26 protein-coding genes are annotated in these 26,744 nt (G+C 54.8%); 20 read left to right on the forward strand and 6 right to left on the reverse strand.

Translation table 11 applies throughout. The features are described from left to right. Nucleotides 1–22 precede the first annotated feature (22 nt). Nucleotides 23–1,036, forward strand: a complete 1,014-nt coding sequence (locus GN242_RS03095) for a lysozyme inhibitor LprI family protein (RefSeq protein ID WP_230320713.1) — start codon at nucleotides 23–25, stop codon at nucleotides 1,034–1,036. Here the strand turns inward: GN242_RS03095 and GN242_RS03100 are convergent. Both GN242_RS03100 and GN242_RS03105 read right to left on the reverse strand, forming a co-directional pair. After that, nucleotides 1,033–1,491: a hypothetical protein gene (locus GN242_RS03100; RefSeq protein WP_154753003.1), complete on the reverse strand. Its 459-nt coding sequence runs from the start codon at nucleotides 1,489–1,491 to the stop codon at nucleotides 1,033–1,035. The two genes, GN242_RS03095 and GN242_RS03100, sit on opposite strands and share 4 nt — an antisense overlap. Continuing rightward, nucleotides 1,466–2,392: a transcriptional regulator gene (locus GN242_RS03105; RefSeq protein WP_156286894.1), complete on the reverse strand. Its 927-nt coding sequence runs from the start codon at nucleotides 2,390–2,392 to the stop codon at nucleotides 1,466–1,468. The genes GN242_RS03100 and GN242_RS03105 overlap by 26 nt, the downstream gene beginning before the upstream one ends. Nucleotides 2,393–2,787: 395 nt before the next feature. Here GN242_RS03105 and GN242_RS03110 point away from each other — a divergent pair, with 395 nt between their 5' ends. The 5 genes from GN242_RS03110 to GN242_RS03130 all read left to right on the forward strand — a co-directional run bounded on the left by GN242_RS03110 (nucleotide 2,788) and on the right by GN242_RS03130 (nucleotide 7,677). Continuing rightward, entirely contained in the window at nucleotides 2,788–3,462 is a 675-nt protein-coding gene (locus tag GN242_RS03110) for a cupin domain-containing protein (protein WP_154753001.1), read from the forward strand. 314 nt (nucleotides 3,463–3,776) lie between these two features. Further along, the gene (locus GN242_RS03115) at nucleotides 3,777–5,213 is read left to right on the forward strand and encodes a circularly permuted type 2 ATP-grasp protein (protein ID WP_154753000.1); all 1,437 of its coding nucleotides are present in this window, start codon (nucleotides 3,777–3,779) and stop codon (nucleotides 5,211–5,213) included. Further along, nucleotides 5,207–6,136 carry an alpha-E domain-containing protein gene (locus GN242_RS03120; RefSeq protein WP_154752999.1) on the forward strand — a complete coding sequence of 310 codons (930 nt, stop codon included), beginning with the start codon at nucleotides 5,207–5,209 and terminating at the stop codon, nucleotides 6,134–6,136. The genes GN242_RS03115 and GN242_RS03120 overlap by 7 nt, the downstream gene beginning before the upstream one ends. After that, nucleotides 6,136–6,936 carry a transglutaminase family protein gene (locus GN242_RS03125; RefSeq protein ID WP_154752998.1) on the forward strand — a complete coding sequence of 267 codons (801 nt, stop codon included), beginning with the start codon at nucleotides 6,136–6,138 and terminating at the stop codon, nucleotides 6,934–6,936. The genes GN242_RS03120 and GN242_RS03125 overlap by 1 nt, the downstream gene beginning before the upstream one ends. Before the next feature lie 18 nt (nucleotides 6,937–6,954). Further along, entirely contained in the window at nucleotides 6,955–7,677 is a 723-nt protein-coding gene (locus GN242_RS03130; RefSeq protein WP_154752997.1) for a proteasome-type protease, read from the forward strand. Between the two features lie 287 nt (nucleotides 7,678–7,964). Here GN242_RS03130 and GN242_RS03135 read toward each other — a convergent pair whose 3' ends face one another. Then, nucleotides 7,965–9,245, reverse strand: coding sequence for a serine hydrolase domain-containing protein (locus GN242_RS03135; RefSeq protein WP_231617127.1), 1,281 nt, complete (start codon nucleotides 9,243–9,245; stop codon nucleotides 7,965–7,967). 314 nt (nucleotides 9,246–9,559) lie between these two features. On the opposite strand from GN242_RS03135, the gene olsF reads away from it, so the two are divergent. The 9 genes from olsF to mdcH all read left to right on the forward strand — a co-directional run bounded on the left by olsF (nucleotide 9,560) and on the right by mdcH (nucleotide 19,126). Then, the gene (gene olsF, locus GN242_RS03140; RefSeq protein WP_156286895.1) at nucleotides 9,560–11,293 is read left to right on the forward strand and encodes a bifunctional ornithine lipid synthase OlsF; all 1,734 of its coding nucleotides are present in this window, start codon (nucleotides 9,560–9,562) and stop codon (nucleotides 11,291–11,293) included. A 288-nt stretch (nucleotides 11,294–11,581) separates the two neighbouring features. After that, a complete protein-coding gene (gene mdcA, locus GN242_RS03145) occupies nucleotides 11,582–13,234 on the forward strand; it encodes a malonate decarboxylase subunit alpha (RefSeq protein WP_154752996.1) in 1,653 nt (550 codons plus the stop codon). After that, a complete protein-coding gene (locus tag GN242_RS03150; RefSeq protein ID WP_154752995.1) occupies nucleotides 13,234–14,124 on the forward strand; it encodes a triphosphoribosyl-dephospho-CoA synthase in 891 nt (296 codons plus the stop codon). The genes mdcA and GN242_RS03150 overlap by 1 nt, the downstream gene beginning before the upstream one ends. Nucleotides 14,125–14,487: 363 nt before the next feature. After that, the gene (gene mdcC, locus GN242_RS03155) at nucleotides 14,488–14,787 is read left to right on the forward strand and encodes a malonate decarboxylase acyl carrier protein (RefSeq protein ID WP_154752994.1); all 300 of its coding nucleotides are present in this window, start codon (nucleotides 14,488–14,490) and stop codon (nucleotides 14,785–14,787) included. Continuing rightward, entirely contained in the window at nucleotides 14,780–15,616 is an 837-nt protein-coding gene (locus tag GN242_RS03160; RefSeq protein ID WP_156286896.1) for a biotin-independent malonate decarboxylase subunit beta, read from the forward strand. The genes mdcC and GN242_RS03160 overlap by 8 nt, the downstream gene beginning before the upstream one ends. Further along, on the forward strand, nucleotides 15,613–16,413 hold the full coding sequence (gene mdcE, locus GN242_RS03165) for a biotin-independent malonate decarboxylase subunit gamma (RefSeq protein WP_154752992.1): 801 nt from the start codon (nucleotides 15,613–15,615) through the stop codon (nucleotides 16,411–16,413). Before GN242_RS03160 ends, mdcE begins: the two co-directional genes overlap by 4 nt. Nucleotides 16,414–16,645: 232 nt before the next feature. Beyond that, nucleotides 16,646–17,608, forward strand: a complete 963-nt coding sequence (locus tag GN242_RS03170) for an AEC family transporter (protein ID WP_156286897.1) — start codon at nucleotides 16,646–16,648, stop codon at nucleotides 17,606–17,608. Between the two features lies 1 nt (nucleotide 17,609). Further along, a complete protein-coding gene (locus tag GN242_RS03175) occupies nucleotides 17,610–18,221 on the forward strand; it encodes a malonate decarboxylase holo-ACP synthase (RefSeq protein WP_154752990.1) in 612 nt (203 codons plus the stop codon). Beyond that, nucleotides 18,218–19,126: a malonate decarboxylase subunit epsilon gene (gene mdcH, locus GN242_RS03180; protein ID WP_156286898.1), complete on the forward strand. Its 909-nt coding sequence runs from the start codon at nucleotides 18,218–18,220 to the stop codon at nucleotides 19,124–19,126. The genes GN242_RS03175 and mdcH overlap by 4 nt, the downstream gene beginning before the upstream one ends. Here mdcH and GN242_RS03185 read toward each other — a convergent pair. Further along, nucleotides 19,113–20,045: a LysR family transcriptional regulator gene (locus tag GN242_RS03185; RefSeq protein WP_154752988.1), complete on the reverse strand. Its 933-nt coding sequence runs from the start codon at nucleotides 20,043–20,045 to the stop codon at nucleotides 19,113–19,115. The genes mdcH and GN242_RS03185 overlap by 14 nt on opposite strands. 282 nt (nucleotides 20,046–20,327) lie before the next feature. On the opposite strand from GN242_RS03185, the gene GN242_RS03190 reads away from it, so the two are divergent. The 3 genes from GN242_RS03190 (at nucleotide 20,328) to GN242_RS03200 (ending at nucleotide 22,547) form a co-directional block, all read left to right on the forward strand. Further along, nucleotides 20,328–20,765, forward strand: coding sequence for an SRPBCC family protein (locus GN242_RS03190; RefSeq protein ID WP_156286899.1), 438 nt, complete (start codon nucleotides 20,328–20,330; stop codon nucleotides 20,763–20,765). A gap of 17 nt (nucleotides 20,766–20,782) precedes the next feature. Next, nucleotides 20,783–21,280 (forward strand): GNAT family N-acetyltransferase, encoded by a 498-nt coding sequence (locus GN242_RS03195; RefSeq protein WP_154752986.1) that lies wholly within the window; start codon nucleotides 20,783–20,785, stop codon nucleotides 21,278–21,280. Nucleotides 21,281–21,419: 139 nt separating this feature from the next. Further along, nucleotides 21,420–22,547 carry an ABC transporter substrate-binding protein gene (locus GN242_RS03200; RefSeq protein WP_154752985.1) on the forward strand — a complete coding sequence of 376 codons (1,128 nt, stop codon included), beginning with the start codon at nucleotides 21,420–21,422 and terminating at the stop codon, nucleotides 22,545–22,547. Between the two features lie 71 nt (nucleotides 22,548–22,618). Here GN242_RS03200 and ftnA read toward each other — a convergent pair whose 3' ends face one another. Beyond that, complete coding sequence (ftnA, locus tag GN242_RS03205; protein ID WP_154752984.1) at nucleotides 22,619–23,128, reverse strand: non-heme ferritin; 510 nt, start codon at nucleotides 23,126–23,128, stop codon at nucleotides 22,619–22,621. A gap of 614 nt (nucleotides 23,129–23,742) precedes the next feature. On the opposite strand from ftnA, the gene GN242_RS03210 reads away from it, so the two are divergent. Then, nucleotides 23,743–23,940, forward strand: a complete 198-nt coding sequence (locus GN242_RS03210) for a hypothetical protein (protein WP_154752983.1) — start codon at nucleotides 23,743–23,745, stop codon at nucleotides 23,938–23,940. Next, a complete protein-coding gene (locus tag GN242_RS03215) occupies nucleotides 23,909–24,397 on the forward strand; it encodes a hypothetical protein (protein WP_154752982.1) in 489 nt (162 codons plus the stop codon). Before GN242_RS03210 ends, GN242_RS03215 begins: the two co-directional genes overlap by 32 nt. Nucleotides 24,398–24,479: 82 nt before the next feature. Here GN242_RS03215 and GN242_RS03220 read toward each other — a convergent pair whose 3' ends face one another. Further along, entirely contained in the window at nucleotides 24,480–26,666 is a 2,187-nt protein-coding gene (locus GN242_RS03220) for a TonB-dependent siderophore receptor (RefSeq protein WP_154752981.1), read from the reverse strand. Nucleotides 26,667–26,744 lie beyond the last annotated feature (78 nt).

The following is a 26,744-nucleotide window of genomic DNA, read 5'->3' on the forward strand; positions in this document are numbered from 1 at the left end:
CGTCGCCCGGCTGGCTGAACACATGGTTAAACAATTGAGGTTTACTCGCGTCCTTTCACTCGTTCCGCTTCTTTATCTTCTTTTTACGCTTGCTCCGGCCCATGCGCTGGACTGTGGTCGCCCGGCTAATCTGGCTGAACATACGGTCTGCTCCAGCCCCCAGTTAACCTGGCTTGATGGCATCTATAATGATTCCTTTCATGACAAGCTGCTTGAGGATCCTTCTCTGGCGAATGAGCTGGTAAAACCGTGGATGAAGGGCATCAAAGGCTGCACTAATAACCGCTGTCTGCGCGACTCCTACTTAGGCCACATCGCCCGTTTATATGCAATCGATCGGGTGGCAGATCTCTCCGGCGTCTGGTGGAACACCACCACCCCGCAGGGCAACAGCGGCAGAATTCAGATCAGTAACCAGAATGCTTCAGGATTCCGGATGAATGCCACCGTCAAAGGCGGCATCTACCGGTCAGAATTTAACGGTGAAGTGAGTTTTTATTCCGGCATAGGGTTTACGGACAAAATTATCCTGGGAGGCGATTGCGCGATTATCGTGGTGCCGTTAACGGATGGCCAGCTGAGAGTCAGCAGCGACAGCCTCAGAAGTTGCAGTTTGCTGTTGCCGGGCGATATGTCGATTGACGGCATCTACACCCGAAGTGCCAGCGATCCGCGCCCGCCTGCCACCCTGCTCACTCTCGGAATACTTCCCGACAGCGCCACCGACAATGCGTTTCGCCAGCTGGTGGGCAGTGACTACCAGAAATATGTTGATACCGCGACGGACTTTGACTACGACGAAGAGCTCGACAATATCGGCGCTACGGTGGTGGCGATGTGGTTTAAGGGCATGGCAAACAGTCGGGCGGCGATTATTATGACCACTCCTCAGGGGCAGATTTGGGCAATGCGCGCAGAGCCAGCCGCTGGCGGGAAGGGCGTACTGCTGAAATACTCAACCACAGAACGCAATACCGCTAAGATGCCGAAAACGCTGTCAGCCTGGCAAGCACGCTTTATTAAGCCGCCGCACTAGCGGTAGCTGAAAAGTTGCCCTGACGGGATAATGATCAGGTGCTCGCCGTTGAAGTTAAGCGTGTCAAATCTGACCTCTTTCTGCCAGTTGTAGCCGAGCATATTTCTGATCATACGATCCCGGTGATCGTCTTTATGATAGACCGGTTTAAGATCGAAAGTTACTTCACCCTGGCCAATACTGCGCTGTAGCAGATGCACTTTTACACCAAAACGATTGTCGTTCGGGCTGGTCACTGTCAGGCTCAGTATTTTATTCTCGGTGGTAAACGCGGTGTCATACACCTCTCGCTGACGTGACAGCAGATCGTAGTAGCCCAGCTGCACATCTACCCCGCGAAATGATGGGCTAAACAGCATAGTCTGCCGGCCCGGAAGGCGGTTCATCATCGCGGCAATCAGCAGAACCACTACCGTCGCCAGCAGTAAGCTACCTGACGCAATTTTCCATTTCATTCAGCTTTCTCTCCGTTTCCCGGTAAATTAGCGCCGTGAGCAGCGGGCCGTTAGTGCGCCAGTTAAGAATATTCATTGCCAGCTGCTCGCTGTTGCAGGGACTGGTCAGTGTCAGGGTGTAGTTAAGAGACATGCTGGTCGCAAAGAAGAACACCTCCATGGTGACTTTCTGATCTTTGAGCATCTGATTAAGTTGTGGCAGCATCGATACCAGCTGTTTATTCAGCTCTTCGGAGGCATTCGTTCTGATTGGACGGCGCTCCAGCTCCATTAGCCGAATATTGCTGTAGCTCGCTGAATCCAGCTCGTTCACCCTGGAGGGCGGGGCATAGGCTGGCAGCACGAAGAACCATACAATCAGGCCGATTAATAACAGCACCTGCGCAGGCACCAGCCAGTACCAGAAACGTTGTTTTTTGACGGGCGCAGAGCTTTCCACAGCCGGTTCAGCCAGTGATGCGCTCAGGGGTTCCGCCGCTGACTCCGTCAGACTTCGTTCAGCGTGCTCGTCGTAAAGCTGAGGGGGTTCATGTGACAGCGGCGCAATCTCAGCGAGCGTCTCTTTTTCTGTAGCGGAAACCCGCTGGCAATACTCAGCTTCGAGAATATAGCCTTTTCTGGGGATGGTTTTAATAATGCGCTGCTGCTTGCCATCATCTTCCAGCGCCACACGCAGCGCATGAATCGCATTCGGTAAACTGTTGTTACCAACGACCCGGTCTTCCCAAACCAGCGTATTCAGTTCATCACGGGTCAGTATTTTCCCGGCGTTTTCAGCCAGTACCAGCAGCAGCTTAAGCTGGTATTCGCCCAGACGACGCTGCTCACCGCTGCTTTGATGCAGCAATGCACCTGATGAGAAATCAACGTACCAGTGATGAATTATAAAATCAGCAGTCATAAGTGTCGTATATCAGAGAGGTGTCGGGAGCCAGCGGCTTGCATGTCTGGCGCGCACAGTCACTCAAGGGCTTATCGCTTCCAGGACTTTTCTTATATTAACGTATAAGCCCGCTTAACTGGAATTTTTATGGTCATTCTTACTGTATTCAGAATAATCAACAAGGGTTATTAATAGTCAATCCGCTAGCGAAAATGCGTCAGCGCAAACGACGATGGCAGGGTGATAAAGATCAATACCTTTAGTGGGGTAAAGACGGGTATGATTTGAGTTAAGTTTATTTAAATTAATGAGTTATGTGATCTGCCGCGTAAGGAAAATATTGCAAGCTGGCGGAATAGTGCCACAATTAATTTAACAGATACTCAACCGGGCATTTGAACCAGGAGCCTGAAATGTTGACCAACTCTCGCAGTGTAATGTTAATGATGTCGTTTGCTGCCGGAACCTTTGCTGCTGGTGCTTCATCAAAACCGCGTCATCTGATGCTGGCGCAGCCATCGCAGGGCATCCCCAATAATCCGCTGCCACTGATTATTTACCCGGAGGTGGTGCCGGAAGAAGTGGAGCAGGGGGAGCAGGGGGAATCAGGGCAACAATGGGAACCGGGGGAACAAGCGGAACAAAATGATGAGGGGATCGAGGAGCACAGACGAGATCTGGCACAGTGGTTCCGCACTGAGTTTGGCCGCCACGGCTGGCCCGTTAGCTGGCATGGGCCGATCTATCCCTATACTCACTATCACCCGAACACTCACGAACTACTGGGGATCACCAGCGGCTGGGCTGAAATTCTGTTTGGTGGCGAAAGCGGGCGAATGGTCACCGTCTATGCGGGAGATGCAATACTGATCCCGGCGGGGGTTGGACATCAGCAAATTTCTGCCAGCGAAGATTTTATGGCCGTTGGGGCTTACCCACCGGGGATCAAGCCAAAAACGCTGGGTGACGAGCAGGCATTGCTGGAACAGTCTATGCTTGAAATAAAACGTGTCGCGATACCTGCAACCGATCCTATTACCGGTGGGGAAGGTGCATTGACTGAGGTCTGGCATCAGCAGGCACATTAAAACCCTGTATTTATATTCGCTATTGCGTCGCCGGACAGTGCTTTAAAACCCTCACGTGCTCGCTGTACGCTCCGGTTTTCCTGCACTGTTCGTGTCCGGACTGGCTGCGACTATTACACCTGCCGGGTTAATATTTATCGTTCGACCGGAATGCACTATCCTGGTGCATCCTTTTCTTCCTTTCGCTTCTCCTTACCCGATTTATCACCAGATGATTGTTGCTTCATCGTCCTGCACGGGGCGGGCTGCCCGTTCTGACTCTGGCACACTTTGTGCAACGCTTATTCAGGTTCACAGACAGCGGTAGGGAAATCATGAATCAAAGCTATCAAATAGCGTCGCACTTTTATGATGAGATGTTGCTGAACGATGGACGCTATCGCGGGCACTATCGGGAATACTGGCAGTGGTTACAACAGGCTGACCAGCAGGCGATTGCGCGTAAACGTGAAGAGGCTGAACTGCTGTTTCACCGCCTGGGGATTACCTTTAACGTCTATGGTGATGACGGCGGCGCTGAACGACTGATCCCGTTCGACAGCGTACCGCGCATTATTCCCGCCAGCGAATGGGCGATGCTGGATAAAGGCATCCGCCAGCGTGTGCAGGCACTGAACGCTTTTCTGCACGATATCTACCACGATCAACGCATTCTGAAGGCGGGAATTATTCCGGCGGAACAGGTGCTGGTGAATGACCAGTATCAACCCTGTATGCAGGGGCTTAATCTGCACCGCAATCTTTACGCGCATATTATTGGTGTAGATATGGTGCGCAACAGCGACGGTGAATACTACGTGCTGGAGGATAACCTGCGTACTCCGTCCGGCGTCTCTTACATGCTGGAAAATCGCAGAATGATGATGCGTCTCTATCCGGAGCTGTTTGCCGATCAGCGCATTGCTCCCGTGGAGCGTTATCCGTCGCTGTTATTACAAACCCTGCGTGAAAGCTCACCGATCAACGATCCGGTGGTGGTGGTATTAACTCCCGGCCGCTTTAACAGCGCCTACTTTGAGCACAGTTTTCTTGCGCAGCAGATGGGCGTTGAGCTGGTGGAAAGTGCCGATCTGTTTGTTAAAGATGGCGCGGTACTCATGCGAACGACCGCCGGGCCATGCAAGATCGACGTGATCTACCGCCGCGTGGATGATGCCTTCCTCGATCCTCTGGCTTTCCGGCCGGACTCAATGCTTGGCGTACCGGGGCTGCTGTCGGTATATCGCGCCGGTAACGTGGTGCTGGCTAACGCTATCGGCACCGGGGTAGCAGATGATAAGTCGATCTATCCCTATGTGCCGGAAATGGTGCGCTTCTATCTCGGCGAAGAGCCGATCCTCAACAATGTACCCACCTGGCAGTGCCGTCGCCCTGATGAGCTATCCTGGGTGCTGGCAAACCTTGAAAAACTGGTGGTGAAAGAGGTTCACGGTGCAGGCGGTTATGGCATGTTGATTGGCCCGGTTGCCAGCAAACAGCAGCTGGCGGATTTTCGCGCACTGCTGCTGGCCAAACCGCAGAACTACATCGCACAGAACACGCTGGCACTCTCCACCTGCCCGACTTTTGTTGAACAGGGACTGGCACCGCGTCATATCGATCTGCGGCCATTTGCCCTGAGCGGCGCAGAGATCCGGCTGGTACCCGGCGGGCTGACCCGCGTGGCGCTGACCGAAGGTTCGCTGGTGGTGAACTCATCGCAGGGTGGAGGAACAAAGGATACCTGGGTTCTGGAGGATGACGCATGCTGAGTCGCACGGCCAGTGGCCTGTACTGGATGGCGCGCTATTTAGAGCGCGCGGAAAATATTGCGCGGGTGCTCGACGTCACCAACCGTCTTTCACTGATGCCGGTGCGCGGCAGCCTTAACAATGAGCTGCGCGTACCGCTTAACCTTACCCATACTGATGAGCTTTACTGGTCAGTGAGCGATCGACTCTCCATGTCGCAGCTGTTCAGTTTTTTTGCCTTTGATGAACGGAACCCCGGCAGCATCTTCAACTGCTGGCAGTCAGCCTGGAACAACGCGCACGCGGTACGTGGCAGCCTCTCTTCGGAAGTATGGGAGAGCATCAACTCCAGCTGGATTGAGCTGCGCAAACTGCGTCAAAACGGCGTCAGCAGCGGCGGTGCAGATGCCTTTTTCGACTGGGTAAAAGAGCGCTCGCATCTGTTTCGTGGCGCCATGTTTGGCACCCTGATGCGCGGTGATGCGATGAGTTTTATCCGGCTCGGCACCCTGCTGGAGCGCGCAGACTGCACGGCACGGCTGCTCGACGTTTATCAATATCTGAGTGACGAAGATGACGACACGGTACGTGAATATTACCGGCTGGATACGCTGCTGCGCTCCGTCTCTGCGCGTGAAGCCTATCACACCATCTACAAACAGCAGCTGGCGGCTGACGGCGTCAATGAGATGCTGATCCTGCGTGAGGAGAGTCCGCGATCGTTACGATCCTGCCTCGATGAGATCGCCAATCAGCTTAATCAGATCGGCAGCAGCGGTGAGGATCGGCCGCGATATCTGCTCACGGTACTCCATGCAGAATTGCGCTTCAGCAGCTGGGAATCGCTGATGAGCGACGGGCTGCACAGCTGGCTGCAACATTTTCTTGGCGAGCTGGCATCGATTGCCGACAGCATTCACCACACCTATCTGGAGGCAAAATAATGAAGCTGACCATCGCGCATAAAACCTGTTTCAGCTATCAAAGCATGGTGCGTCAGAGCACGCAGTATCTGCGTCTGACGCCGCAGGATTCGGTACATCAGCATATTATTTCCTGGGATCTGCTGCTGCCGGAAGAGGCGATTTGCACCACCGATACCTGGGGCAACGTACTGCATGTGCTGACTCTGGATCGTCCCCATCAGGAAATTGAGATTGAGGCGCGTGGCGTGGTCGAGATCCTTGATGATGAAGACTGTGCCCCGGATCCGGACTGCCTGCTGTCGCCGCTGGTATTTTTACGCATCAGCCCGCTGACCCAGCCGGATGCGGCAATCTGCGAATTTGCCCGCCGCTACTATCGTGAAGAGGCACCCCTCGCCAGTCTGGAGCGTCTGATGGGCGAGCTGCTGCTGAAAATGCCTTATCAGCCAGGCAGCACGCTGGTTACCGATACGGCGGCAAAAGTTTTCGCTGCGGGCTGCGGTGTTTGTCAGGATCACAGCCATGTCTTTCTTGCCTGCTGTCGCAGTCTGCATATTCCCGCCCGCTATGTCAGCGGCTATCTCTATACTGATCATGTGGAACATGTGGCAACGCACGCCTGGGTGGAAGCCTGGATAGATGGCAGCTGGCACAGTTTCGATATTACCAATAATACCCGCAGCACCCGTCAGCATCTGAAGCTGGCGGTGGGGGTGGATTATCTTGATGCCTGCCCGGTGCGTGGAATGCGCCTTGGCGGCGGCAGTGAAGATATGCAGGCAGTGGCTGCGGTACAACTGGTGTTTTCGCAGCAGTAATTTTATATCGGGCTAACTATGACCTACTGTGTGGCAATGCGCTTATCGTCAGGGATGATTTTCGTTTCCGATTCCCGCACTAATGCGGGTGTGGATCATATCTCCTCGTTTCGAAAGCTTCATGTTTTTCAGCAGGATGGCGAGCGAACCCTGGTGCTGCAAAGTGCCGGGAATCTTGCCACCACGCAAAGCGCGCTGAGTCTGCTGCGACGCGGCTGTGAAGATGGCAGCAATAATGGCAATAAACCCAGCCTGATGACCGCTACCAATATGTACGACGTGGCGCTGCTGGTGGGTGAAACACTGCGTTCGGTGATCAAACGCGACGGCGAAGAGTTTGGCGGCACGCTGATGCTGGGCGGACAGATTAAAGGCGAAGAGCCACGGCTGTTCCAGATCTACCCGCAGGGTAACTTTATTGAAGCCAGCACCGATACTCCCTATTTTCAGATTGGGGAAAGTAAATACGGTAAGCCAATTATTGACCGCGTGCTGCGCTTTGATACTCCCTTAGACCAGGCAATGCAGTGTGCCCTGATTTCGATGGACTCCACGCTGGCGAGTAATATTTCGGTGGGGTTACCGCTGGATGTGATGGTCTATCCGGTGGATAGCTACAGCAGCATGCAGCAGTATCATATTACTGATAAACATCCCTATTTTTCGCAGATTCGACAGTTATGGAGCAGCGGCTTATTAAGCGTGTTTTCGCAGCTGCCGCCGTTGCAGTTGGATGAGTGAGCGACACGGGCGAGGCGTGCCTCGCCCCTACGAGGATCCACAAGCTTTGTTTCGTACACGGACGAGGCGTGCCTCGCCCCTACTAGGATCCGCAAGCTTTGTTTCGTACACGGGCGAGGCGTGCCTCGCCCCTACGAGGCTCCGCAATTTTTGTTTCGTACACGGACGAGGCGTGCCTCGCCCCTACGAGGCTCCGCAATTTTTGTTTCGTACACGGACGAGGCGTGCCTCGCCCCTACGAGGCTCCGCAATCTTTGTTTCGTACACGGACGAGGCGTGCCTCGCCCCTACGGGTACTCACAATCTTTCTTTTCGTATGGGTCAGGCACGCCTGACCCTTGACGCCTGATCGCGGCATCCTGGCTTTCCGCCATACGCAACAAAATGCGATGACCGATGGTGTTATCCCAGTTAAAACTATTTTGCAGCACCACAATCGCCGTTTTATGTTTCAAATCCATGCCGATATAACTCGCATAGCCGCCAATAAATCCTGACTGATAAATAATGCTCTGCCCGTTGAGATTGCTACTCAGCCACGCCAGCGCTGATGAGTCATTCTGCGGCGCTTTAAAACGGATGGTGGTGGCATCATTAAAGGCACGATCCAGTAACGGATCGCCGCTGCCGTACAGATGCGCATGCAGATAACTCAGCAAATCGTTGGCGCTTGACCACAGCGATGCTGCTCCCACCATATAGCCGTTAAAATGCCACTCCGGCACCACCTCTCCGCGTTTAATAAATTTCGGCTGATCCCCCGCATGCCCGCGTGCCCGTTTTATATACCCTGGCAGCAGCTGCGGCTGATAGCCGGTGTGGCGCAGGCCAAGAGGCGCAATAATCCGCCGCTGTGCGATCTGCTGCGGTGCTTCGCCGGACTGCTGCGTCATGGCGTAATCAAGAATGGCGTAGCCCAGATTAGAGTAAATCACCTGCTGCTGGCGCGGGCGGCTGAACTCCTGCAAATAAGCGAGAAACTCGCCGTCATCAAGATCGTCGTAGAAGGGAGAACCGTAGAACAGCCATGCGGTCAGCTTGCGCAGCATATGCAGGCTCGGCATCTGGCGCGGCAGCCCGGAGGTATGGGTGGCGAGCTGTTGCAGGGTGATATTGCGGGCATCTTCACTGAGAGGCACCTTGTTGCCAATCAGCTCACCGAGGGTTGCTTCCCAGCGCAGTTTGCCGTCTGCCACCAGCAGCGCTGCACTTTCGGCAGTAAAGCCTTTGGTAACGGAACCAACGGCAAACAGTGTATCGCCATCCACCGGAATGCGTTTATCCGTATCGGTAAAACCGTAGCTGAAGATATGGCGTTGACCATCGGCACTCAGCACCGCCACCACCATGCCCGGCGTTTGCTGCCGATCGATCTGCGGCTGTGCCAGCTGGTCAATCTGCACTTTAAGCGGCAGGTGACAGCTGGCCCGCAGGCTGGCTGACGGGGAGGTATCAATACTGTTGCTGGAGAGCGAGCCGCAGCCCGCAAACAGCAGGCAGAGAAGGGGCAACAGCGATTTCAGCTTCATCATGGTGTAGTCAGTCATGCTGATAATTTTTACTGCCACACGCGCTTTATGCTGCCGGGAGGAAAAGGAGCGCACTAACGTGCGAAAAATTTCCGAAAAGTACATGCTGAAACGATGCGGTAATTAAAAAATAGCAATAAATTTAATAAGTTATGGTTGCCCGCATTTTAACCTGAACGTCCGGTAAACGGCAACAAAAGCCGTCAGCCCTGACCCTGTTTTATACAATCTTAGTCTTGAATTTTCTGCGCCCTGTCGTCTCAAATTCAACGGGTATTTCTTCTGTCACTTTGCTGACATGAAAGCGTCATCCGGGGTGGTTAGTGTGCCGTAAAACACCTGGAGGCTAACCCGTGTTTACAGTCGAAAGCGTATTAGACGATCTCAGTCCCGGTCATGACACCCCCTCCTGGCAGAAAAGCGTGCTGCGCCGCCTGCTCCATGAAAAAGAGTTCCAGCAGTTCAACCAGCGCAACCGTCACCTGAAAGGGCTGGATATGGTGGAGCAGGTGCTGGAATACCTTGATGTCAGCTGTGAACTTAGCGAGCGCGATCTCGAACAGATCCCCAGCCAGGGGCCGGTAGTCATTGTGGCTAACCATCCGCTGGGCACGCTGGATGGCCTGGCGCTGCTGCATGCGGTATCTCAGGTGCGGCGCGACGTAAAAATTGTCACCAACCGCCTGCTGAACTGTCTCGCATCACTAAGCAGCCTGATGGTGCTGGTGGATAATATGGGCAACCGTACCAGCCGCCAGCAGGTAGGGCAGATGCAGGATCAGCTGGAAAATCACGGGGTGCTGATCTTCTTCCCGGCGGGAGAAGTCTCGCGCTTTGGCAGCAAAGGGGTTAAAGACAGTAAATGGAGCCACGGCTTCCTGCGCCTTGCGGCACGCTTCCGGGCGCCGGTGGTGCCGATCCACGTCAGCGGCCGCAATAGCGCGCTGTTCTACCTCACCTCAAAAATTTACCAACCGTTGTCGATGCTGCTGCTGGTGCGTGAAATGTTCGGCAATCGCGGCGTGCGTCTGAAGTTAAAAATCGGTAAACGTATCCCTTACGCCAGCTGGCACGATGGTCGTACTCCGGCGAAAGAGCTGGCCGCACGTTTTCGTCGTCATCTGTACCGTATCGGTCAGGGAAAATCAGAGCTGTTCCAGACCGAAGCCGCCATTGCGCGTGCAGAAGATCGCGCCGTGCTGAAACGGGCGCTGGCGGGATGCGAAGTGCTGGGACAGCTGCCCGACGGCAAGATGATTTATCTCTATCGCCGCCAGGGGGAAGACTACGTACCGATCCTGCGGGAGCTGGGGCGGCTGCGTGAAATCGCCTTCCGTGCGGTGGGCGAAGGCAGCGGTACGCGACGCGATCTTGATGATTACGACGACGACTATTATCACCTGATTTTATGGGATGAAGAGGCGCTGGATATTGTCGGAGCCTACCGCTTTATCCCTACCGCAGAGCAGTTTGAACGCAAAGGTTTTGAAGGTATCTACAGCCACAGCCTGTTCCATTACGATCATCAGATGAATCCGGTACTGATGCAGGGCATTGAGCTGGGACGCAGCTTTATTCAGCCTGCTTACTGGGGTAAACGCGGTCTCGACTATCTGTGGATGGGCATCGGCGCGTATCTGGCGAAATATCCGCAGTACCGTTATCTGTTTGGCCCGGTGTCGATCTCCGGTGGTTTGCCGCTGGCAGCGCGCGACCTGCTGGTGGCCTTCTACCGCCTCTATTTCGCTCCGTCCCTGCCGCTGGCCACCTCGCGACGCCCGTATCCGGCCTCCCTGCCGGATGTGCTGGCCCAGTTCAGCGGGGATAACTACAGCGAAGACCTTAAACGTCTGAAGCGCCTGCTAAGTAATCTGGGCACCGGCATTCCGCCGCTGTATAAGCAGTATTCCGAGCTGTGCGAAAGTGGGGGGGTACAGTTTATCGACTTCGGCAGCGATCCGGACTTTAACCACTGCATTGACGGACTGGTGCTGGTGGATCTCACCCGGCTAAAAGAGAGCCGTTTTCAGCGCTATATTGCGGTGCATCAGACGCCGGAATTAGCCACCGCCCAAAGCGCACACTGACCGCAAAATCACTCTTTATCACGCTAACCCTGGGACGGGTTAGCGGATGATATTTCCAGGAAAGCATTCAGGATCACCTCCTGTTTGTGCGAACCGCACGATTTAAATGTGAGCTGTGTTCAAAAATAAAACCGTTATCACCCTGATTTGCATGATTATTAATCTAATCGTTACTCAATTCGTAATGGTCAGAGCACTTAACCTAATTGTATGCCTGCATCCCGGCAGGCAGACTCGGTAACCAGGCTGAAGCATCCCTGACAGGATGCGCTAACAGGAGGTTACAACATGATTTCCAACTCATCTCCCCGTATCTGGGATACGCGTCGCCGTGAAAAACAGCGCCGTATCGCCAGCCTCGGGCTCACCCATAAAGTGCTTCCCACCGACGATCTGGTCGCCATGCTGGAAAAACTGATTGTTCCAGGCGATCGCGTTGTGATGGAAGGGAATAACCAGAAACAGGCAGATTTCCTTTCGCGTTCTCTGGCGCAGGTTAACCCGCAAAAATTGCACGATCTGCATATGATCATGCCGAGCGTAGGCCGTAGCGAGCATCTGGACATCTTTGAAAAGGGTATCGCGCGTAAACTCGACTTCTCATTTTCTGGCACCCAGAGCCTGCGAATCTCACAGTTGCTGGAAGATGGACAGCTGGAAATCGGTGCGATTCACACCTACATCGAACTTTACTCACGGCTGTATGTTGATCTGATCCCCAATGTGGCACTGGTGGCCGGCTTTAAAGCCGACCGTAAAGGCAACCTCTATACCGGAGCCAGTACCGAAGATACCCCGGCGCTGGTCGAGGCGGCAGCGTTCCATGATGGCATCGTTATCGCCCAGGTGAATGAGCTGGTAGATGATGAAACGGATCTGCCGCGTGTCGATATTCCCGGTTCGTGGATCGACTTTGTGGTTGTTGCGGATAAACCTTTCTTTATCGAACCGCTGTTCACCCGTGACCCGCGCCTGATCAAGCAGGAACATGTGCTGATGGCGATGCTGGCAATCAAAGGTATCTACGCTGAACACCAGGTACAGTCGCTTAACCACGGCATTGGCTTTAACACTGCCGCGATTGAGCTGCTGCTGCCAACCTACGGCGAACAGCTTGGTCTGAAAGGCAAGATCTGCCGTCACTGGACGCTGAATCCGCATCCCACTCTCATCCCTGCCATTGAAAGCGGCTGGGTGGAAAGCGTGCACTGCTTCGGCGGCGAACTGGGTATGGAAAAATATGTCGCGGCGCGTCCGGATGTGTTCTTTACCGGTGCCGACGGCTCAATGCGCTCTAACCGTGCGTTCTGTCAGATGGCGGGTCAGTACGCGGCCGATATGTTTATCGGCTCCACCCTCCAGATTGACGGCGATGCCAACTCCTCCACCGTTACCCGTGGTCGCCTGTCAGGCTTTGGCGGTGCGCCAAATATGGGTCATGACCCGCATGGCCGCCGTCATGCTACCCCGGCCTGGCTGGCGATGATCAACGAACCCGATCCGATGGCACGTGGCCGTAAGCTGGTGGTGCAGATGGTGGAAACCTTCCAGGCCGGAGCGAAACCAACGTTTGTGGAAAAACTGGAAGCGATCGACGTGGCAAAAGACGCCGGTATGCCGCTGGCTCCGGTCATGATCTACGGCGATGACGTTACTCATGTGCTGACCGAAGAGGGGATTGCCTACCTCTATCGTGCGAAGTCGCTGGAGGAACGGCGCGCAATGGTGGCGGCGGTCGCCGGGATCACCGATATCGGCCTGGGCGTGGATGCGAAACGCGTGGCACAGCTGCGCCGCGACGGCAAAGTGGCCTTCCCGGAAGACCTGGGAATACGCCGTACCGATGCCCGTCGCTCCCTGCTGGCCGCAGGTAGCGTGGCCGACCTGGTCGAATGGTCAGGCGGTCTATATCAGCCACCGGCTAAATTCAGGAGCTGGTAATGAGCCTGCAACGGCAGTTTTCCGTCACCCCGGCTGAGTGTCATGCCCGGCGTCTTGCATCGCTGGCAACCCGCTGTCTGCTGATTGAAGCCAATCTGACGCCAAAACCAGGGCTGGTAGATCGCCGTGGCAATGGGGCGCACCAGGATCTGACGCTGGCACTGATGGAACGTTCTGCACAAAGCCTGACGCCGATGTTCCGCGATCTTGCCCGCCAGAGCTGGCTGCGCCCGGCAGATATCGCCCTGCGCCAGCTGGTGGGGCGTCTGGGGCGTGACGGAGAAGCTGCAATGATGCAGGCAACCTGTGGCGTTAATACCCATCGCGGAGCCATCTGGGCGCTCGGGCTGCTGGTTTCAGCTACGGCAATGTGTGGTGGCAGCGGCAGTCCGGCACAGATTGCTGGCACCGCGGCCCGGCTGGCACAGCTGCCTGATGATGCCGCGCCGAAGCAGTTCAGCAACGGCCTGCGGGCCAGTGCACGTTATCGCCTGCCGGGCGCAAGGGAAGAGGCTCAACAGGGCTTTCCTCATGTACTGAACCTGGCATTGCCGCAGCTCGTGTTAAGTCGTAATCAGGGTGCGGCTGGCGATGCTGCAAGGCTTGATGCACTGATGGCGATAATGACCTCGCTCAGTGATACCTGCGTGCTGTCGCGCGCCGGGATGGCGGGGTTAACGGCGATGCAGCAGGGGGCGCGTGCGGTGCTGGCGGCAGGAGGCGTGCATCAGCCCGCCGGGCGACAGGCGCTGCTGCGGTTAGATGCGCAGATGCTGGCGTTGAATGCTTCACCTGGCGGTGCGGCTGACCTGCTTTCGGCGGCGTTATTTCTGGACTCGGTACAGAGTGCGGGTCGGGCATGCCCGACCCCGACGACAGCCGGAATATAGGTGCATACCCCGTGCCAGCCCGAATGCAGGGGCGGGGCATGCCCGATACCCGTGCCGCCCCGGATGCAGGGGCGGGGCATACCCGGTACCCGTGCCGCCCCGAATGCAGGGGCGGGGCATACCCGGTACCCGTGCCGCCCCGAATGCAGGGGCGGGGCATGCCCGATATCTGTACCGCTCCCGAATGCAGGGGCGGGGCATGCCCGATACCTGTATCGCTCCCGAATGCAGGGGCGGGGCATGCCCGATACCTGTATCGCTCCCGAATGCAGGGGCGGGGCATGCCCGATACCTGTACCGCTCCCGAATGTAGGGGCGGGGCATGCCCCGCCCGCAAACGGATTAAAAATCTAAGAGGATCTTATGCAACAGATAACTTTTTCTTTTCCGGCAACACGTCACCTCAGCGGTAAAGCGCTGGCGGGCGTTGTAGGTTCCGGTGATATGGAAGTGCTGTTTGCGGCCGACAGCAGCAGTGTGCTGCACGTGGCAGTCACGTCGTCAGTCGATAACAGCGGCCCGCGCTGGAAGGCGCTGTTTGAACGTATCAGCAGCTTCGGTGCGCTGCCCGCCGGGCAGATGACTATTCATGATTTTGGTGCCACGCCAGGCGTGGCGCGTATCCGCATTGAACAGGTGTTTGAGGAGGTAGCCGATGCGTAACGACAGCAGCTTTATCGAACTGAAAGCGCGTGAACGCGCCCGCCTGTTGCTGGATGACGGCAGCTTCCGTGAACTTCTCGATCCGTTCGACGGCATTATCTCGCCTTGGCTGGGTGCGCAGGGCATTGTGCCGCAGGCCGATGACGGCATGGTGGTGGCGAAAGGCACTATCGACGGCCAGCCTGCGGTAGTGATTGCCATTGAAGGGGCATTCCAGGGCGGAAGTATGGGCGAAGTTTCCGGGGCGAAAATGGCGGCAGCGCTGGAGCTGGCGGCAGAAGATAACCGTAAAGGCATCGCTACCCGCGCCGTGCTCTGCCTGGAAACCGGCGGTGTGCGCTTACAGGAGGCGAACCTGGGCCTTGCAGCCATTGCCGATATTCATGCGGCGATTGTCGACCTGCGGCGCTACACCCCGGTGGTTGGCATTATCGCCGGTACCGTCGGCTGCTTCGGCGGTATGTCGATCGCAGCGGGATTGTGCAGCTATCTGATTGTGACCCGTGAAGCGCGGCTTGGCCTGAATGGCCCGCAGGTTATCGAGCAGGAGGCCGGCATTGATGAGTACGATTCCCGCGACAGGCCGTTTATCTGGAGTATGACCGGCGGCGAAGTGCGTGCCCGCAGCGGTCTGGTAGATGCGATTGTTGACGATGGACAACGTGCAGTGCAGCAGGCGATGCGCGCAGCACTGGCGAAAGGCGTTCCGCCGACACATCGTTCACAGCGCTATCAGCACTATCTGCCGCGCCTGACCCGGTTTGATACCCGTCAGCAGGCCGATGCACAACAGATCACACAGCTATTTAGTGGGGAGGATCGCAAATGAAACAGCCAACAGGACGTGGTGAAATCTGGCTTCAGCAGCTGAGTGGCGGGGCGGCACGTTTACCGGGCTTATGCCCGTCAGTTCAGGTTGCTGACGCCGAATTAAACGGGGAAGCCGTACGTTTTATTGCCGTAGTACCGGATGCCGCTAACCACTATCCCCGCGCCGCCCACGGCGAAGTCGGGCTGTTAGAGGGCTGGACGCTGGCGAAAGTTGTCCATGAAACCATGGCGCAGGATGCTGAAAAATCCCACAAACGACCAATTATTGCGGTGATTGATGTACCGAGCCAGGCGTACGGCCGTCGTGAAGAAGCCTTTGGTATTCACCAGGCGCTGGCCGCCGCAGCCGGGGCTTACGCCGAAGCGCGGCTGGCTGGTCATGTGGTGATTGGGCTGATTGTTGGCAAAGCGATGTCCGGGGCCTTTCTGGCGCACGGCTATCAGGCCAACCGGCTGATTGCCTTTGACGACGGCGGCGTGCTGATCCACGCGATGGGTAAAGCAGCGGCGGCGCGTATTACGCTGCGCAGCGTTGAGGCGCTGGAAAAACTGGCGCAGACCATTCCGCCAATGGCTTACGACATTAAAAACTACCACACCCTGGGGCTGCTGGAGGCACTGCTGGATATTCGCCAGCCGGATGCCCCGGACGCCGCTGATGTGAAAAAGGTTCATCAGGCGCTGACGGCAGCTATTGCCGCCGCACGAAGTGAGCCGGGGCTGCAATGTCGTTTGCGCGCAGAGAACCGTCGCAGTTCTCAAACCGTCAGAGAACGGATGCGCCAGCTCTGGTAGATGATTCACCAAGACAACCTGCCAGGCGCCGGGCATCAATACTCGTCATAATTTAAGGTGCAGAAGTGTTGGCTGTCTCGTTTTCCCCGGTCACATAGTTATCTATGCTGCCGGGGACTTTTGAGATTGCCAGCCACCTGCCACCCTGATTATTCAAAATGTGCCCAACTGTTATCGCCTGAACATAATAAAACCATCGCACCTGTGCTTACTTTAACTTCCAGGTGATGTTATGACTTATGTAATCGTTCATGCTCTGGCCCCCATCTTTATTATTATGTTACTGGGCTTTTATGCCGGTAAATCCGGGATGGTGGACAATAAAAATGTCTCTTTACTGAATATCTTTGTGATGGATTTTGCCCTGCCGGCGGCGTTGTTCAGCGCGACAGTACAGACGCCGTGGGCCGGAATTATCCAGCAGTCGCCGCTGATTTTGGTGCTGGTGCTGGCGATGTGGATTGTCTACGCGGCGATCTACTTTGTCTGCACCAAAATCTTTAATAAATCTCCACAGGATGCGGCGGTTCTGACGCTCACCGTGGCGCTGCCGAACTATGCCGCTCTGGGCCTGCCGATCCTCGGCAGCGTGCTGGGTGAGGGAGGATCAACTTCACTTTCGGTGGCCGTCTCTATCGCCTGTGGTTCAGTGCTGATGACACCGTTTTGTCTGCTGACGCTGGAGCGGGAAAAAGCGCGTGCGGCGGGAGGGGATGCCGCCAGTGCCGGGATAGGTATGCTGCCGGTGCTGATGTGGCGTTCGGTGATCAAGCCTATCGTCTGGGCACCGCTGCTTGGCGTGGTGCTCTCCGGGCTGGGTGTCACCATGCCGGAGCTGGTGCTGGCTTCAATCAAACCGCTGGGGCTGGCGGCAACGGCGGGTGCGCTGTTCCTGACCGGGGTGATCCTGTCGGCGCGTCAGCTGAAAATCAACGGCGTAGTGGTGATCTCCAGCGTTACGACCATGCTGATCCAGCCGTTTATTGCCTGGGGACTGGTGCTGGTGTTCGGTATCAGCGGGCATGTGGCAATCACTGCGATCCTGATGGTGGCGCTGTCAGCCGGTTTCTTCGGCGTGGTGTTCGGTAACCGTTTTGGCGTGCAGTCGCCGGATGCGGAGGCAACGCTGCTGATCAGTTCGCTATTGTGTATCATCACCTTACCGCTGTTTATCACCCTGACATCCGGGATGTAACATGACCTTTACGCCACACGATTTAATCTGGATTGCTGCTGCTGAAGCCATTGAGGGCGACCTGCCTGATTGGGTCACCAGCCAGTGGCGACGGGCGCTGCCGCTGGTAGTGCGCCGTGACAGTGATGACCATGGGCGTATTCCGGTTGGTGTGCGCGGCCTGCGGCGCGATCAGCGTGCGGCAGGCTGGGTAGCGCCACAGCATATTCTGCGCAGGCTGCCGCCGGAGGCGCTGAGTGAGACGGAGCGGCTGCTGGCATCACCTTTTGTCTCCCAGCAGCCGGTGCAGGCGGCCATTCAGCTGGCACAGCAACGCTGGTGGTGGCCGTGGGGGATTACTGGCAGCGTGGGTTACGCGCTGGCGACGGAAGTGCCGGTGCTGCATGACAGCAGCGATCTGGATCTGCTGATCCGCTGTCCGCTACCGGTAGCAGAGCTGGAACTCAGGCGCTGGCAGCAGTTTACCCGGCAGCTTCCCTGCCGCGTGGACACGCAAATTGAAGTGCCTGCTGGTGCCTTTGCCTTAAACGAATGGCTGCGTGACGGACGTGTGCTGCTGAAAACGAATACTGGCCCACGTATCACCACGCAGCCCTGGAGCGAGATACCATGAAAATACTCTTCTCTTTTCCGGGGCAGGGGCCGCAGCGCCCCGGGATGCTGCAACAGTTACCTGATGGCGATACGCTACTGGAACAGGCCAGCGCAGTACTGAACCAGGACGTACGTCAGCTGGATACGGCTACTGCGTTACAGCACACCCGTGCGGTGCAGCTCAGTCTGCTGATTGCCGGGGTGGCCCATGCAAGGGAACTACAGCGCCAGGGCATTGAGCCAGATATCACCTGCGGGCTGTCGATCGGTGCCTTTCCGGCGGCAGTGATTGCCGGTGCACTGACTTTTGAGGATGCATTACGGCTGGTTGCACTGCGCGGGACGCTAATGGAGGAGGCTTATCCCTCAGGTTACGGCCTGACGGCGATCCTCGGGCTGAACGAGCGGGAGCTGCTGCCGCTGCTGGGGAGTGACTGCTGGCTGGCGAACATCAATGCGCCACTACAGCTGGTGATTGCCGGGAGTGAAGCGGCGATGAGCCGCGTCGCCACCCGCGCACGTCAGGCCGGGGCGCAGAAAGTCCACCGGCTGGCAGTCAGCGTGCCTTCACACTGTGCGCTGCTGGCCGAACCGGCGTTAAAACTGGCGACGGCATTTCAGGAGGTACAGCTGTCGCCTGCACGCTGTGCTTATCTCAGCGGCAGCACGGCGCGTGTCCTTTGGCAGCCGGAGCAGATAGCCGAAGATTTGGCGAAAAATATGTCACGAACCGTACGCTGGCATGAGGCGATGGTGGCAGCCCGCGAGCGCGATGTCGGGCTGGCGATAGAGATGCCTCCGGGATCGGTACTCACCGGGCTGGCGCGAGGGGCATTCTGCGGTAGCGCCGGGGAAGCCATCGCCCTGGAACAGAGCGATGCGCTGCTGGCACACCGCCTGGCTGAACGCCTTAAGTCGTCGTAGTCAGCTTGCGCTGGCGGCTGTACATCCGGCCTTCCGCCACCAGCGCCAGCAGATTAGGATCGTGTTCGCGGTTGCGCTCAAAGACAATCGCGATTTTCTGGCGCATCTGGTACTCCTCCGCCAGCCTGAGCAGCTGCACAGAGTTCTCGTAAACCCGTTTCATCCTTCCCGGCAGCAGGGTAAAGCCTACCCCCGCCTGCACCAGACTCAGCATCGAAAAGATATCATTTACCCGGGTGACGATATCCGGTTCATACCCGGCAATATGAAACGCTTCCCTGAATCCCTGCCAGGTGGCGAATCCCTCCGACAGTGAAACAAATTTTTGCTGATGGAAATCCCGCAGATCCGCCGGAAAACTGGTGTCCAGCCCTGAGGTAGCAGGGGCGGCGAGGAAGATATCATCATCAAACAGCGGCAGGCTTTCGAAGCGGGTGAAATCCATCTCTCCCGGCGCGATAGCGATCAGAATAGCATCCAGCGAGCCCTCCTCCAGGCGTGCGCTCAGGGTCTGATTTGATCCCATTGTCAGCTCCAGCTCAAGGTCGGGCCGACGCAGTTTCATGCCCATAATCAGCTGTGGAATTGTCTCCAGCGTCAGCGAATAGAGCGTTCCCAAACGCAGACGACCCTGGCCGATTCCGGCAGTTTTTCGCGCCTCCTCCACCCCACGGGACATAATATCCAGCACTTCCTGGCTATATTCCCAAAGAGTATGAGCCGCTGGCAGCGGCACCAGGCTGCGGCCTTTATGAATAAACAGCGGGCAGCGCACGCTCTCTTCCAGGCTGTGTAACGCCCGATGCACGCTGACGCTGCTGATACTCAGCGCTTCTGCGGTACGCGCCAGGTTACCGCGGTTCATAAAGGCGATGAAAATTTCCAGTTTACGAAATGTGATATCCGAATCAATGTTCATAGCAGCCTGTAATGAGGTGGGAGGGTGAAAAAAGGTGAGGATATTCTAGGCCGGGTGACGCCGTTTTGTTTAACGCAATCTTGCGCTTCTGGCTTTACCTCTTGGTTATTCCTGGTGCGCACAGCGCGTGATGCAGTGCCAGGATCCCAAATAGCGATGAGCAACCACAAGGAGAGGGAGCTTCTCCGATCCTGACGCACTCCATTTCAATAAAACATCAGTAAAAATGATAAATGCTCGTGGTAGAGTAAAAACACCTGTTGTCTTTATAAGGAGATTTACATGTCACATACTTCATATGCCAGCCGTACAATTGCCGCCGATCCGCAGGCGATCTGGGCGCTGATCGCCGATTTTAACGGTCTGCCAAAAATCCATCCTGGCATCAGCAAAAGCGAGCTGGAAGCAGGAGCAACCCAAAGTGAACCTGGTGTGGTGCGTAAGCTGACGCTGCCGGATGGTTTTGTGCGCGAGAAGTTACTGAAGCTGGATGCTGAAAACCTTGAACTGCATTACGCCATTATCGACGGGACGATGCCGGTGAAAGATTATGTGGCGGTAATTAAACTGACGCCGCAGGGTAAGGGCAGCACGCTGGCAGAATGGTGGGCAGATTTTACCGTGCTGGAGGGTGTGGATGCCGCAGCCGTTGCCAACGGCGTGAGTCAGGATGTCTTTGCCACCTGCCTGCAACATATTGAGCAGACGTTAACTACCTGATATCCACCGGAGCGAAAATGATGCCAACTGAAATTGTGATGATCCAACGTTATCGATCTGACTATCAGCCGGGTGTCGTGCAGCTGATTTTGCCGATCCAGAATCAGGAGTTTGGTATTGCTATTACGGCAGAACAACAGCCGGATCTGAGCGATATCGACAATTTTTACCAGCAGGGAAACGGTGATTTCTGGCTGGCAACGATTGATGACCGGGTAGTGGGCTGCATTGGCCTGAAGGATATCGGTGAGCGGCAGACGGCGCTGCGTAAGATGTTTGTAGCCGCACCCTATCGCGGACGGGAGTGGGGAGTTGCTCCGGCGCTGCTCAATACGCTGCTGATGCATGCCCGTCACCACGGGGTGGAAGATATCTTCCTCGGTACCACTGCGAAGTTTCTTGCAGCACACCGCTTTTATGAGAAAAACGGCTTCAGTGAGATCCCTCCAGCCGCTCTGCCAGCCAGCTTCCCGCTGATGGCGGTAGATACCCGGTTCTATCGTTTTAGCCTCTAAAATATCGGTGCCTGCGGGCGCCGCTCCTCTTCGTATAAGAAATTTCCTGACACATATTGTAATAACCTCTGCGCCGTCGTAGCATTCTTCAGCAATTTTGAGATTGAGAATAATAATTATTTCCTTTGTGGAGAGTGCTATGACGTTCTGGGGTAAAGCAGCGATCCTGGCGGGTGGTTTACTGGCTTCAGCCAGCCTGCTGGCGGCACCGTTTGTGGTGGAAGATGTTAGCGGCCGTAAGGTCGAGATTAAATCCGAAGTAAAACGGGTGATCCTCGGCGAAGGGCGGCAGATCTATCTGCTGGCGGCCTTTGATACCGATGCACCTTTTAAGCGGGTAGTGGGCTGGCGCGACGACCTGCCTAAAGCCGATTTTGACAGCTATCAGATATACGCAAAAAAATACCCTTCGATTACTTCGCTGCCCACCTTCGGCGGCGCGAAAGATGGCACCTTTAACGTGGAGCAGGCGCTGACACTGAAGCCTGACCTGGTGCTGATGAATCTGGAATCTAAAGCCGCGACCGATGAGTCAAAGCTGACGGAAAAACTCAGCAAGCTGGGCATTCCGGTGGTGTTTATCGATTTTCGCGAAAAGCCTTTTGAGAATGCGGTAAAAAGCATCCGTATTATGGGGCAGCTGGTGGGTAAACCGGCACGTGCGGAAGAGATCATCGCCTACCGCCAGCAGCAGATTGATATCGTTACCGAAAGGCTGAAAAACTACCAGGGCCCGCGCCCGAAAGTGATGCTTGACCGCGCCGGTGGCTATACGGAAGAGTGCTGCATGTCATTTGGTGACGAAAACTTCGGCCGGATGGTGGAAGTGGCAGGAGGGATTAATATTGCCAGGGGGCTGATTCCGGGCACCTTTGGTACGCTCAACCCTGAGCAGATTATTGCTTCTCGTCCGGACGTGGTGATTGTTACTGGCGCAAACTGGAAAAACTACAATACCGCAGGGGGCTGGGTAGGCGTGGGGCCGGGGGCCGATCTCGCCCTTGCAACGCAGCGTTTAACCGCGCTGATGGCACGCCCGGCGTTTCGTACGCTGCCAGTTGCCAGCAATGGAAATGCGCACGCCATCTGGCACCAGTTTTACGACAGTCCTTATCAGTTTGTCGCTATTCAGATGATGGCAAAGTGGCTGCATCCAGAACTGTTCAAAGATATCGACCCGGATGCCACCTTCCGCGAATTCCATCAGCGTTTCCTGCCGGTGGACTATCAGCCGGGTTACTGGGTGACGCTGAAACCTGCAAAATAGAGCAAAAAAAAGCGGGCCTGAAAAGGTCCGCCTGATTGCTGTACTGTCAGACTCTTAATCACATCCGATCATTAAGCCTGATGAGCGCCTGGCTCACTCAGTTTCTGCAAATCTTTGTCCACAAAGAACAGTGCCTGACCGCTGTTACCCACCAGAGCCAGTTTATCCAGCACGGATTTGAACAGTTTCTCTTCTTCATGCTGTTCAGCTACGTACCATTGCAGGAAGTTAAAAGTGGAGTAATCCTGAGTGGTCATGGCGGAATGCGCCAGTTCGTTGATCTTTTTAGTGATCAACTGTTCGTGCTGATAAGCCTGATCCAGTACTTCGTGCAGCGAGTTAAAGGTGACTGGCGGTGCATCAATGGTGCCCAGAACCGGCATTGCTCCGGTATCGCTCAGATAGTTGAACAGACGCTTCATATGCTGCATCTCTTCGGTGGAGTGCTCACGCATAAATGCAGCGGCACCTTCAAAGCCTTTATCGTTGCACCATGCGCTCATCTGCAGGTACAGGTTGGCAGAGTAGAATTCCAGATTCAGCTGATCGTTCAACTGAGCGGTCATTTCATTAGTCAACATGGTGACTCCTTAGCATGTTATTTAGCGATATTATTACTCTAAATAATTCACGTTACAGAGACACACTTAATGTGTCTGTAACGTAAATCATAACGAGTAAAGCAGGTGATTTCTGCGCATTATGCACTCAGATTGTTAAAATAAAAACCATTTTATATAGCATAGGCTAATTTTATTGGCTTTGCCTAAATCTATGATTGTTAAGTGATAATCATTCCATGGTGAATCAAAATTGTTCTGTTTTTTGAATCGTTATGATAACTATTCTTATTAATGGAATTAATTCTATGAGTTAAGACTGCGGAGAGGTTTTTCTGCCAGTATGCGGATAACTGCTTCACTGAAACTCAATGTTAACAATAAAAAGTTAATATAACGGAATGAGAACTAATCCGTTTCAACTTAATGTTGATAACCTATTACTTTCCAGCAGATTAGCTGCATTGATTTCTTTGTTTCAGGGGGATGTGTTTTTCCCGTTTGCACGATACAGCAATCATCGCCGTTCACCAGAAGAGACAGGCGGCGAAAGACCGCCCAGGAACTTTATTACACTACCTTTAAACGAATATACGCTGTGATATACTTGGTTGATTAATGAACAGGGGGGTCGTATGAAAAAAACGCCAGTTAATGCCGGGAATCTTTCGGGGTTGTTAGCGAAGGCGCGCCAGGCAGGCACTGTACACATTGACGGAAGCTCATATGATGAGCGCCGGGCGCAGTTCATGAAAGAAGTGTTAGGGGTGGATGAAGAATGTCAGGTTGAAGGAACCAGCCATGGCCAGAAGAGTAAGAATTTCGTGCGTTGAGACCAGTAAATTATTTCAGAAAATCAGCGAAGAGTATGGTTTTACCAGTGATGTTGTCATGTCTTATTTTCAAGATATTGATGATCTTCAGCAACTTTGGGAAAAGCAGCAAGAGGTTTGGGTATACTCCCAAAACGAAAGATTTCGGTATGGTTGGATAAAAGAGTCACACCTTAAAAAAGATGGTTCACTGGTTCCGTTATATATCGGTTTGCACCATACCCGAGTGCTGGACGATAGTGATGAAAAGGATCCATTGCTGGTGGTATCTTTTGAATCTCGTCAAGGACTGGCACACCCAGTGCTGGTTATTCTCACTATGATTGATCATGCAGATATGTTTGGTGAACTTGGCGCAGCGAAGCATAATGCGCAGCAAATGTACTTTATCCATAAGAAATTAGATCAACTCATTAGTGGCGATATTCCTGAGGGTCAAAGTTTGCATGAGCCATGATTGCCATAATAACTGATCCATTGTTCAGTGTGTCGCTTGCTCAATAACCTGGGCGACCGGCTGGCGGCCGCCCGGAGTGATATCAGAAATCCATCTTCACGGTGAACTGCACTTCGCGCGGGTCGCCAATCTGGTTAGACAAATTGTTAGTGGCGATAGACGAGGTGTAGTAGGTCTTGTCGAACAGATTTTTCACGTTGACCTGAAGAGTCACCGGGTTCTGCGTTTTAATCTTATATGAGGCAAATGCATCTGCTACCGCATAGCCCTGTAATGAGTAATCCTCGGCGTTATCACCGGAACGACGACTCACCGCGTGCCCGCCACCGCCAACGGTTAGCGTATTGCCGCCAATCACATTGTGGAAGTCATAGGTCAGGAACAGCGATCCGGTGTGGCGCGGCACATTTGGCAGCATCTTGCCCTGATAGTCCGGGTCTTCAATCACTTTGGCATCGGTATAGCCGTAGCTGGCGATCACATTGACGTTTTGCGTCAGCGCACCTGCCACATCGACTTCAACTCCGCGCGAACGAACTTTACCGGCCGTTTTTGCCACGCTTTCGCCGTTGACCGTATCGGTATACAGCACGTGACTCTTATTAATATTGAACAGGGTCACGTTAGCCGTCACGCCGCTGAACAGGTCAAACTTAGCGCCCATTTCATAGGCCGTAGCGGTTTCCGGCGGCAGCTCGCCGATATAGCTGGCAATCGAGTATTGCGGCATAAACGAACGCGAGACGTTACCGAAGAATGAGATATTCGGTGTGGCTTTATACACCAGGCCAAACTTCGGCACCCACGCGCTATCGCGGCTGTCAGTATTGACATTAAACGGGCGGCCTTTTCCTGCGTACTCAGTGAAATACTGATAACGCATGGCGCTGACGGCAATCCATTTATCGGTCAGATACAGTGAATCCTGTACGTAGCCGGAATAGCTCACCTGTTTGATGGTCTGGTCACTGTCTGAATCGGATACGCTGGTGCACTTCCCGGTGGTGCCGTACGACGGGCTGTAGATGTTGAAATCTTTTACATTCTTACAGCGGATCATATCGGTACGCAGCAGATCGTAGTTTTCGTAGGCGATCCCGGTAAGAATCTCATTATAGAAACCTCCAATCACCACATCTCCCTGCAAATCGGCGCGTGCCGAGTGCTGGCGCTGGGTCGATCCCTGGGTGGCGTCGACGCGGCGGGTCAGATTACCCGTAGCGGAGTCGTAGGCCATGACACGCGCCTGGTTATCGCTGTATTTATCCTGGCTGAAGCTGTAATCGAACTTCGCCGTCCACTGGTTATTGATGCGGTACTCGGTATTCAGCTGGGCCAGATCCGATTCGCCGTCGGTGATGTTATAAGCTTCATCGAAGCGGGTTTCGCGGCTTACATCCACTGCATGTCCGGTATTCAGATCGAAAATGGTGCCACGGTCGAACGGCGTATTGTAGTTACGGTGTGAGTAAGCCACGGTTACCGTCGCGTCATCGCCAAACCAGGTGAGCGAGGGAGCAATAAAGCTGCTGCGCTCTTTACCGAAGTTACGCCAGTAATCTTCATGTTGCCAGGAGCCGATCAGCCGGTAAGCCAAATTGGTGCCCTCAATCGGGCCGGTAACGTCCACGCTGCCGGAGCCGCCGCCGAAGCTGGTGGAGGTCGCCTGAATTGAGCCGCCGAAGGTGGTTTCCGGCCGTTTGGTCACAACATTAATCAGCCCGCCGGGATCAAGGATCCCGTACAGCGTGGAGGCGGGGCCTTTCAGTACTTCGACGCGCTCTGTGGCGGCGTTAAAGCTGCGCGGCAACACGGTTTTCAGACCGTTGGTCATCACCGAACCATCGCGGTTGCTGCCAAAACCTCGGCGCACAAAGGCATCCTGAGTGCCGCCGAGAGTATTCGTCTGCACCACGTTGCTGACGTTATTCAGCACTTCATCGAGCGTGGTCGAGTGCTGATCTTCAATCACTCGATCGCTAACGGTATTCACCACCTGCGGAATATCCAGCAGCGGCATAGTGGTCAGCGTAGCGGTCGATGAGTTAAGAGGCTGATAGCCGGAGGTCATCTGCTGGTCAGCATCTGCGACTTTAGCTTCAACGGTCAGCGTACTGTTATCGCCGCTACTGTCGTTTTTATCCTGCTTTACGCTATTGGTGGCTGTTTCTGCTGCCAGAGCGCCCGGCGTTGCCAGCACGCCGATAAACAGCACTGAAAACAGAGCGTGCCCTTTTTTTCCCAGAAAAGATGGTGATAATTCAGTCATTTATTGTTTTTTCCGCAAAATTTCTCATTACGTTCGAATAAGAAAAGACAGGTAGTTTTCATTGCCCGATGGGTTGCG

This window comes from Erwinia sorbitola (assembly GCF_009738185.1).
GTDB classification, from domain to species: domain Bacteria; phylum Pseudomonadota; class Gammaproteobacteria; order Enterobacterales; family Enterobacteriaceae; genus Erwinia; species Erwinia sorbitola.

Coding starts and splice junctions, on each gene's coding strand:
- mdcC (WP_154752994.1), top strand. CDS start 14,488: ATGCAACAGATAACTTTTTCTTTTCCGGCAACACGTCACCTCAGCGGT.
- mdcA (WP_154752996.1), top strand. CDS start 11,582: ATGATTTCCAACTCATCTCCCCGTATCTGGGATACGCGTCGCCGTGAA.
- GN242_RS03150 (WP_154752995.1), top strand. CDS start 13,234: ATGAGCCTGCAACGGCAGTTTTCCGTCACCCCGGCTGAGTGTCATGCC.
- GN242_RS03095 (WP_230320713.1), top strand. CDS start 23: ATGGTTAAACAATTGAGGTTTACTCGCGTCCTTTCACTCGTTCCGCTT.
- GN242_RS03185 (WP_154752988.1), bottom strand. CDS start 20,045: ATGAACATTGATTCGGATATCACATTTCGTAAACTGGAAATTTTCATC.
- GN242_RS03210 (WP_154752983.1), top strand. CDS start 23,743: ATGAAAAAAACGCCAGTTAATGCCGGGAATCTTTCGGGGTTGTTAGCG.
- GN242_RS03125 (WP_154752998.1), top strand. CDS start 6,136: ATGAAGCTGACCATCGCGCATAAAACCTGTTTCAGCTATCAAAGCATG.
- GN242_RS03110 (WP_154753001.1), top strand. CDS start 2,788: ATGTTGACCAACTCTCGCAGTGTAATGTTAATGATGTCGTTTGCTGCC.
- GN242_RS03130 (WP_154752997.1), top strand. CDS start 6,955: ATGACCTACTGTGTGGCAATGCGCTTATCGTCAGGGATGATTTTCGTT.
- GN242_RS03170 (WP_156286897.1), top strand. CDS start 16,646: ATGACTTATGTAATCGTTCATGCTCTGGCCCCCATCTTTATTATTATG.
- GN242_RS03100 (WP_154753003.1), bottom strand. CDS start 1,491: ATGAAATGGAAAATTGCGTCAGGTAGCTTACTGCTGGCGACGGTAGTG.
- mdcE (WP_154752992.1), top strand. CDS start 15,613: ATGAAACAGCCAACAGGACGTGGTGAAATCTGGCTTCAGCAGCTGAGT.
- GN242_RS03120 (WP_154752999.1), top strand. CDS start 5,207: ATGCTGAGTCGCACGGCCAGTGGCCTGTACTGGATGGCGCGCTATTTA.
- GN242_RS03105 (WP_156286894.1), bottom strand. CDS start 2,392: ATGACTGCTGATTTTATAATTCATCACTGGTACGTTGATTTCTCATCA.
- GN242_RS03220 (WP_154752981.1), bottom strand. CDS start 26,666: ATGACTGAATTATCACCATCTTTTCTGGGAAAAAAAGGGCACGCTCTG.
- GN242_RS03215 (WP_154752982.1), top strand. CDS start 23,909: ATGGCCAGAAGAGTAAGAATTTCGTGCGTTGAGACCAGTAAATTATTT.
- GN242_RS03195 (WP_154752986.1), top strand. CDS start 20,783: ATGATGCCAACTGAAATTGTGATGATCCAACGTTATCGATCTGACTAT.
- GN242_RS03160 (WP_156286896.1), top strand. CDS start 14,780: ATGCGTAACGACAGCAGCTTTATCGAACTGAAAGCGCGTGAACGCGCC.
- GN242_RS03115 (WP_154753000.1), top strand. CDS start 3,777: ATGAATCAAAGCTATCAAATAGCGTCGCACTTTTATGATGAGATGTTG.
- ftnA (WP_154752984.1), bottom strand. CDS start 23,128: ATGTTGACTAATGAAATGACCGCTCAGTTGAACGATCAGCTGAATCTG.
- GN242_RS03200 (WP_154752985.1), top strand. CDS start 21,420: ATGACGTTCTGGGGTAAAGCAGCGATCCTGGCGGGTGGTTTACTGGCT.
- GN242_RS03190 (WP_156286899.1), top strand. CDS start 20,328: ATGTCACATACTTCATATGCCAGCCGTACAATTGCCGCCGATCCGCAG.
- mdcH (WP_156286898.1), top strand. CDS start 18,218: ATGAAAATACTCTTCTCTTTTCCGGGGCAGGGGCCGCAGCGCCCCGGG.
- GN242_RS03175 (WP_154752990.1), top strand. CDS start 17,610: ATGACCTTTACGCCACACGATTTAATCTGGATTGCTGCTGCTGAAGCC.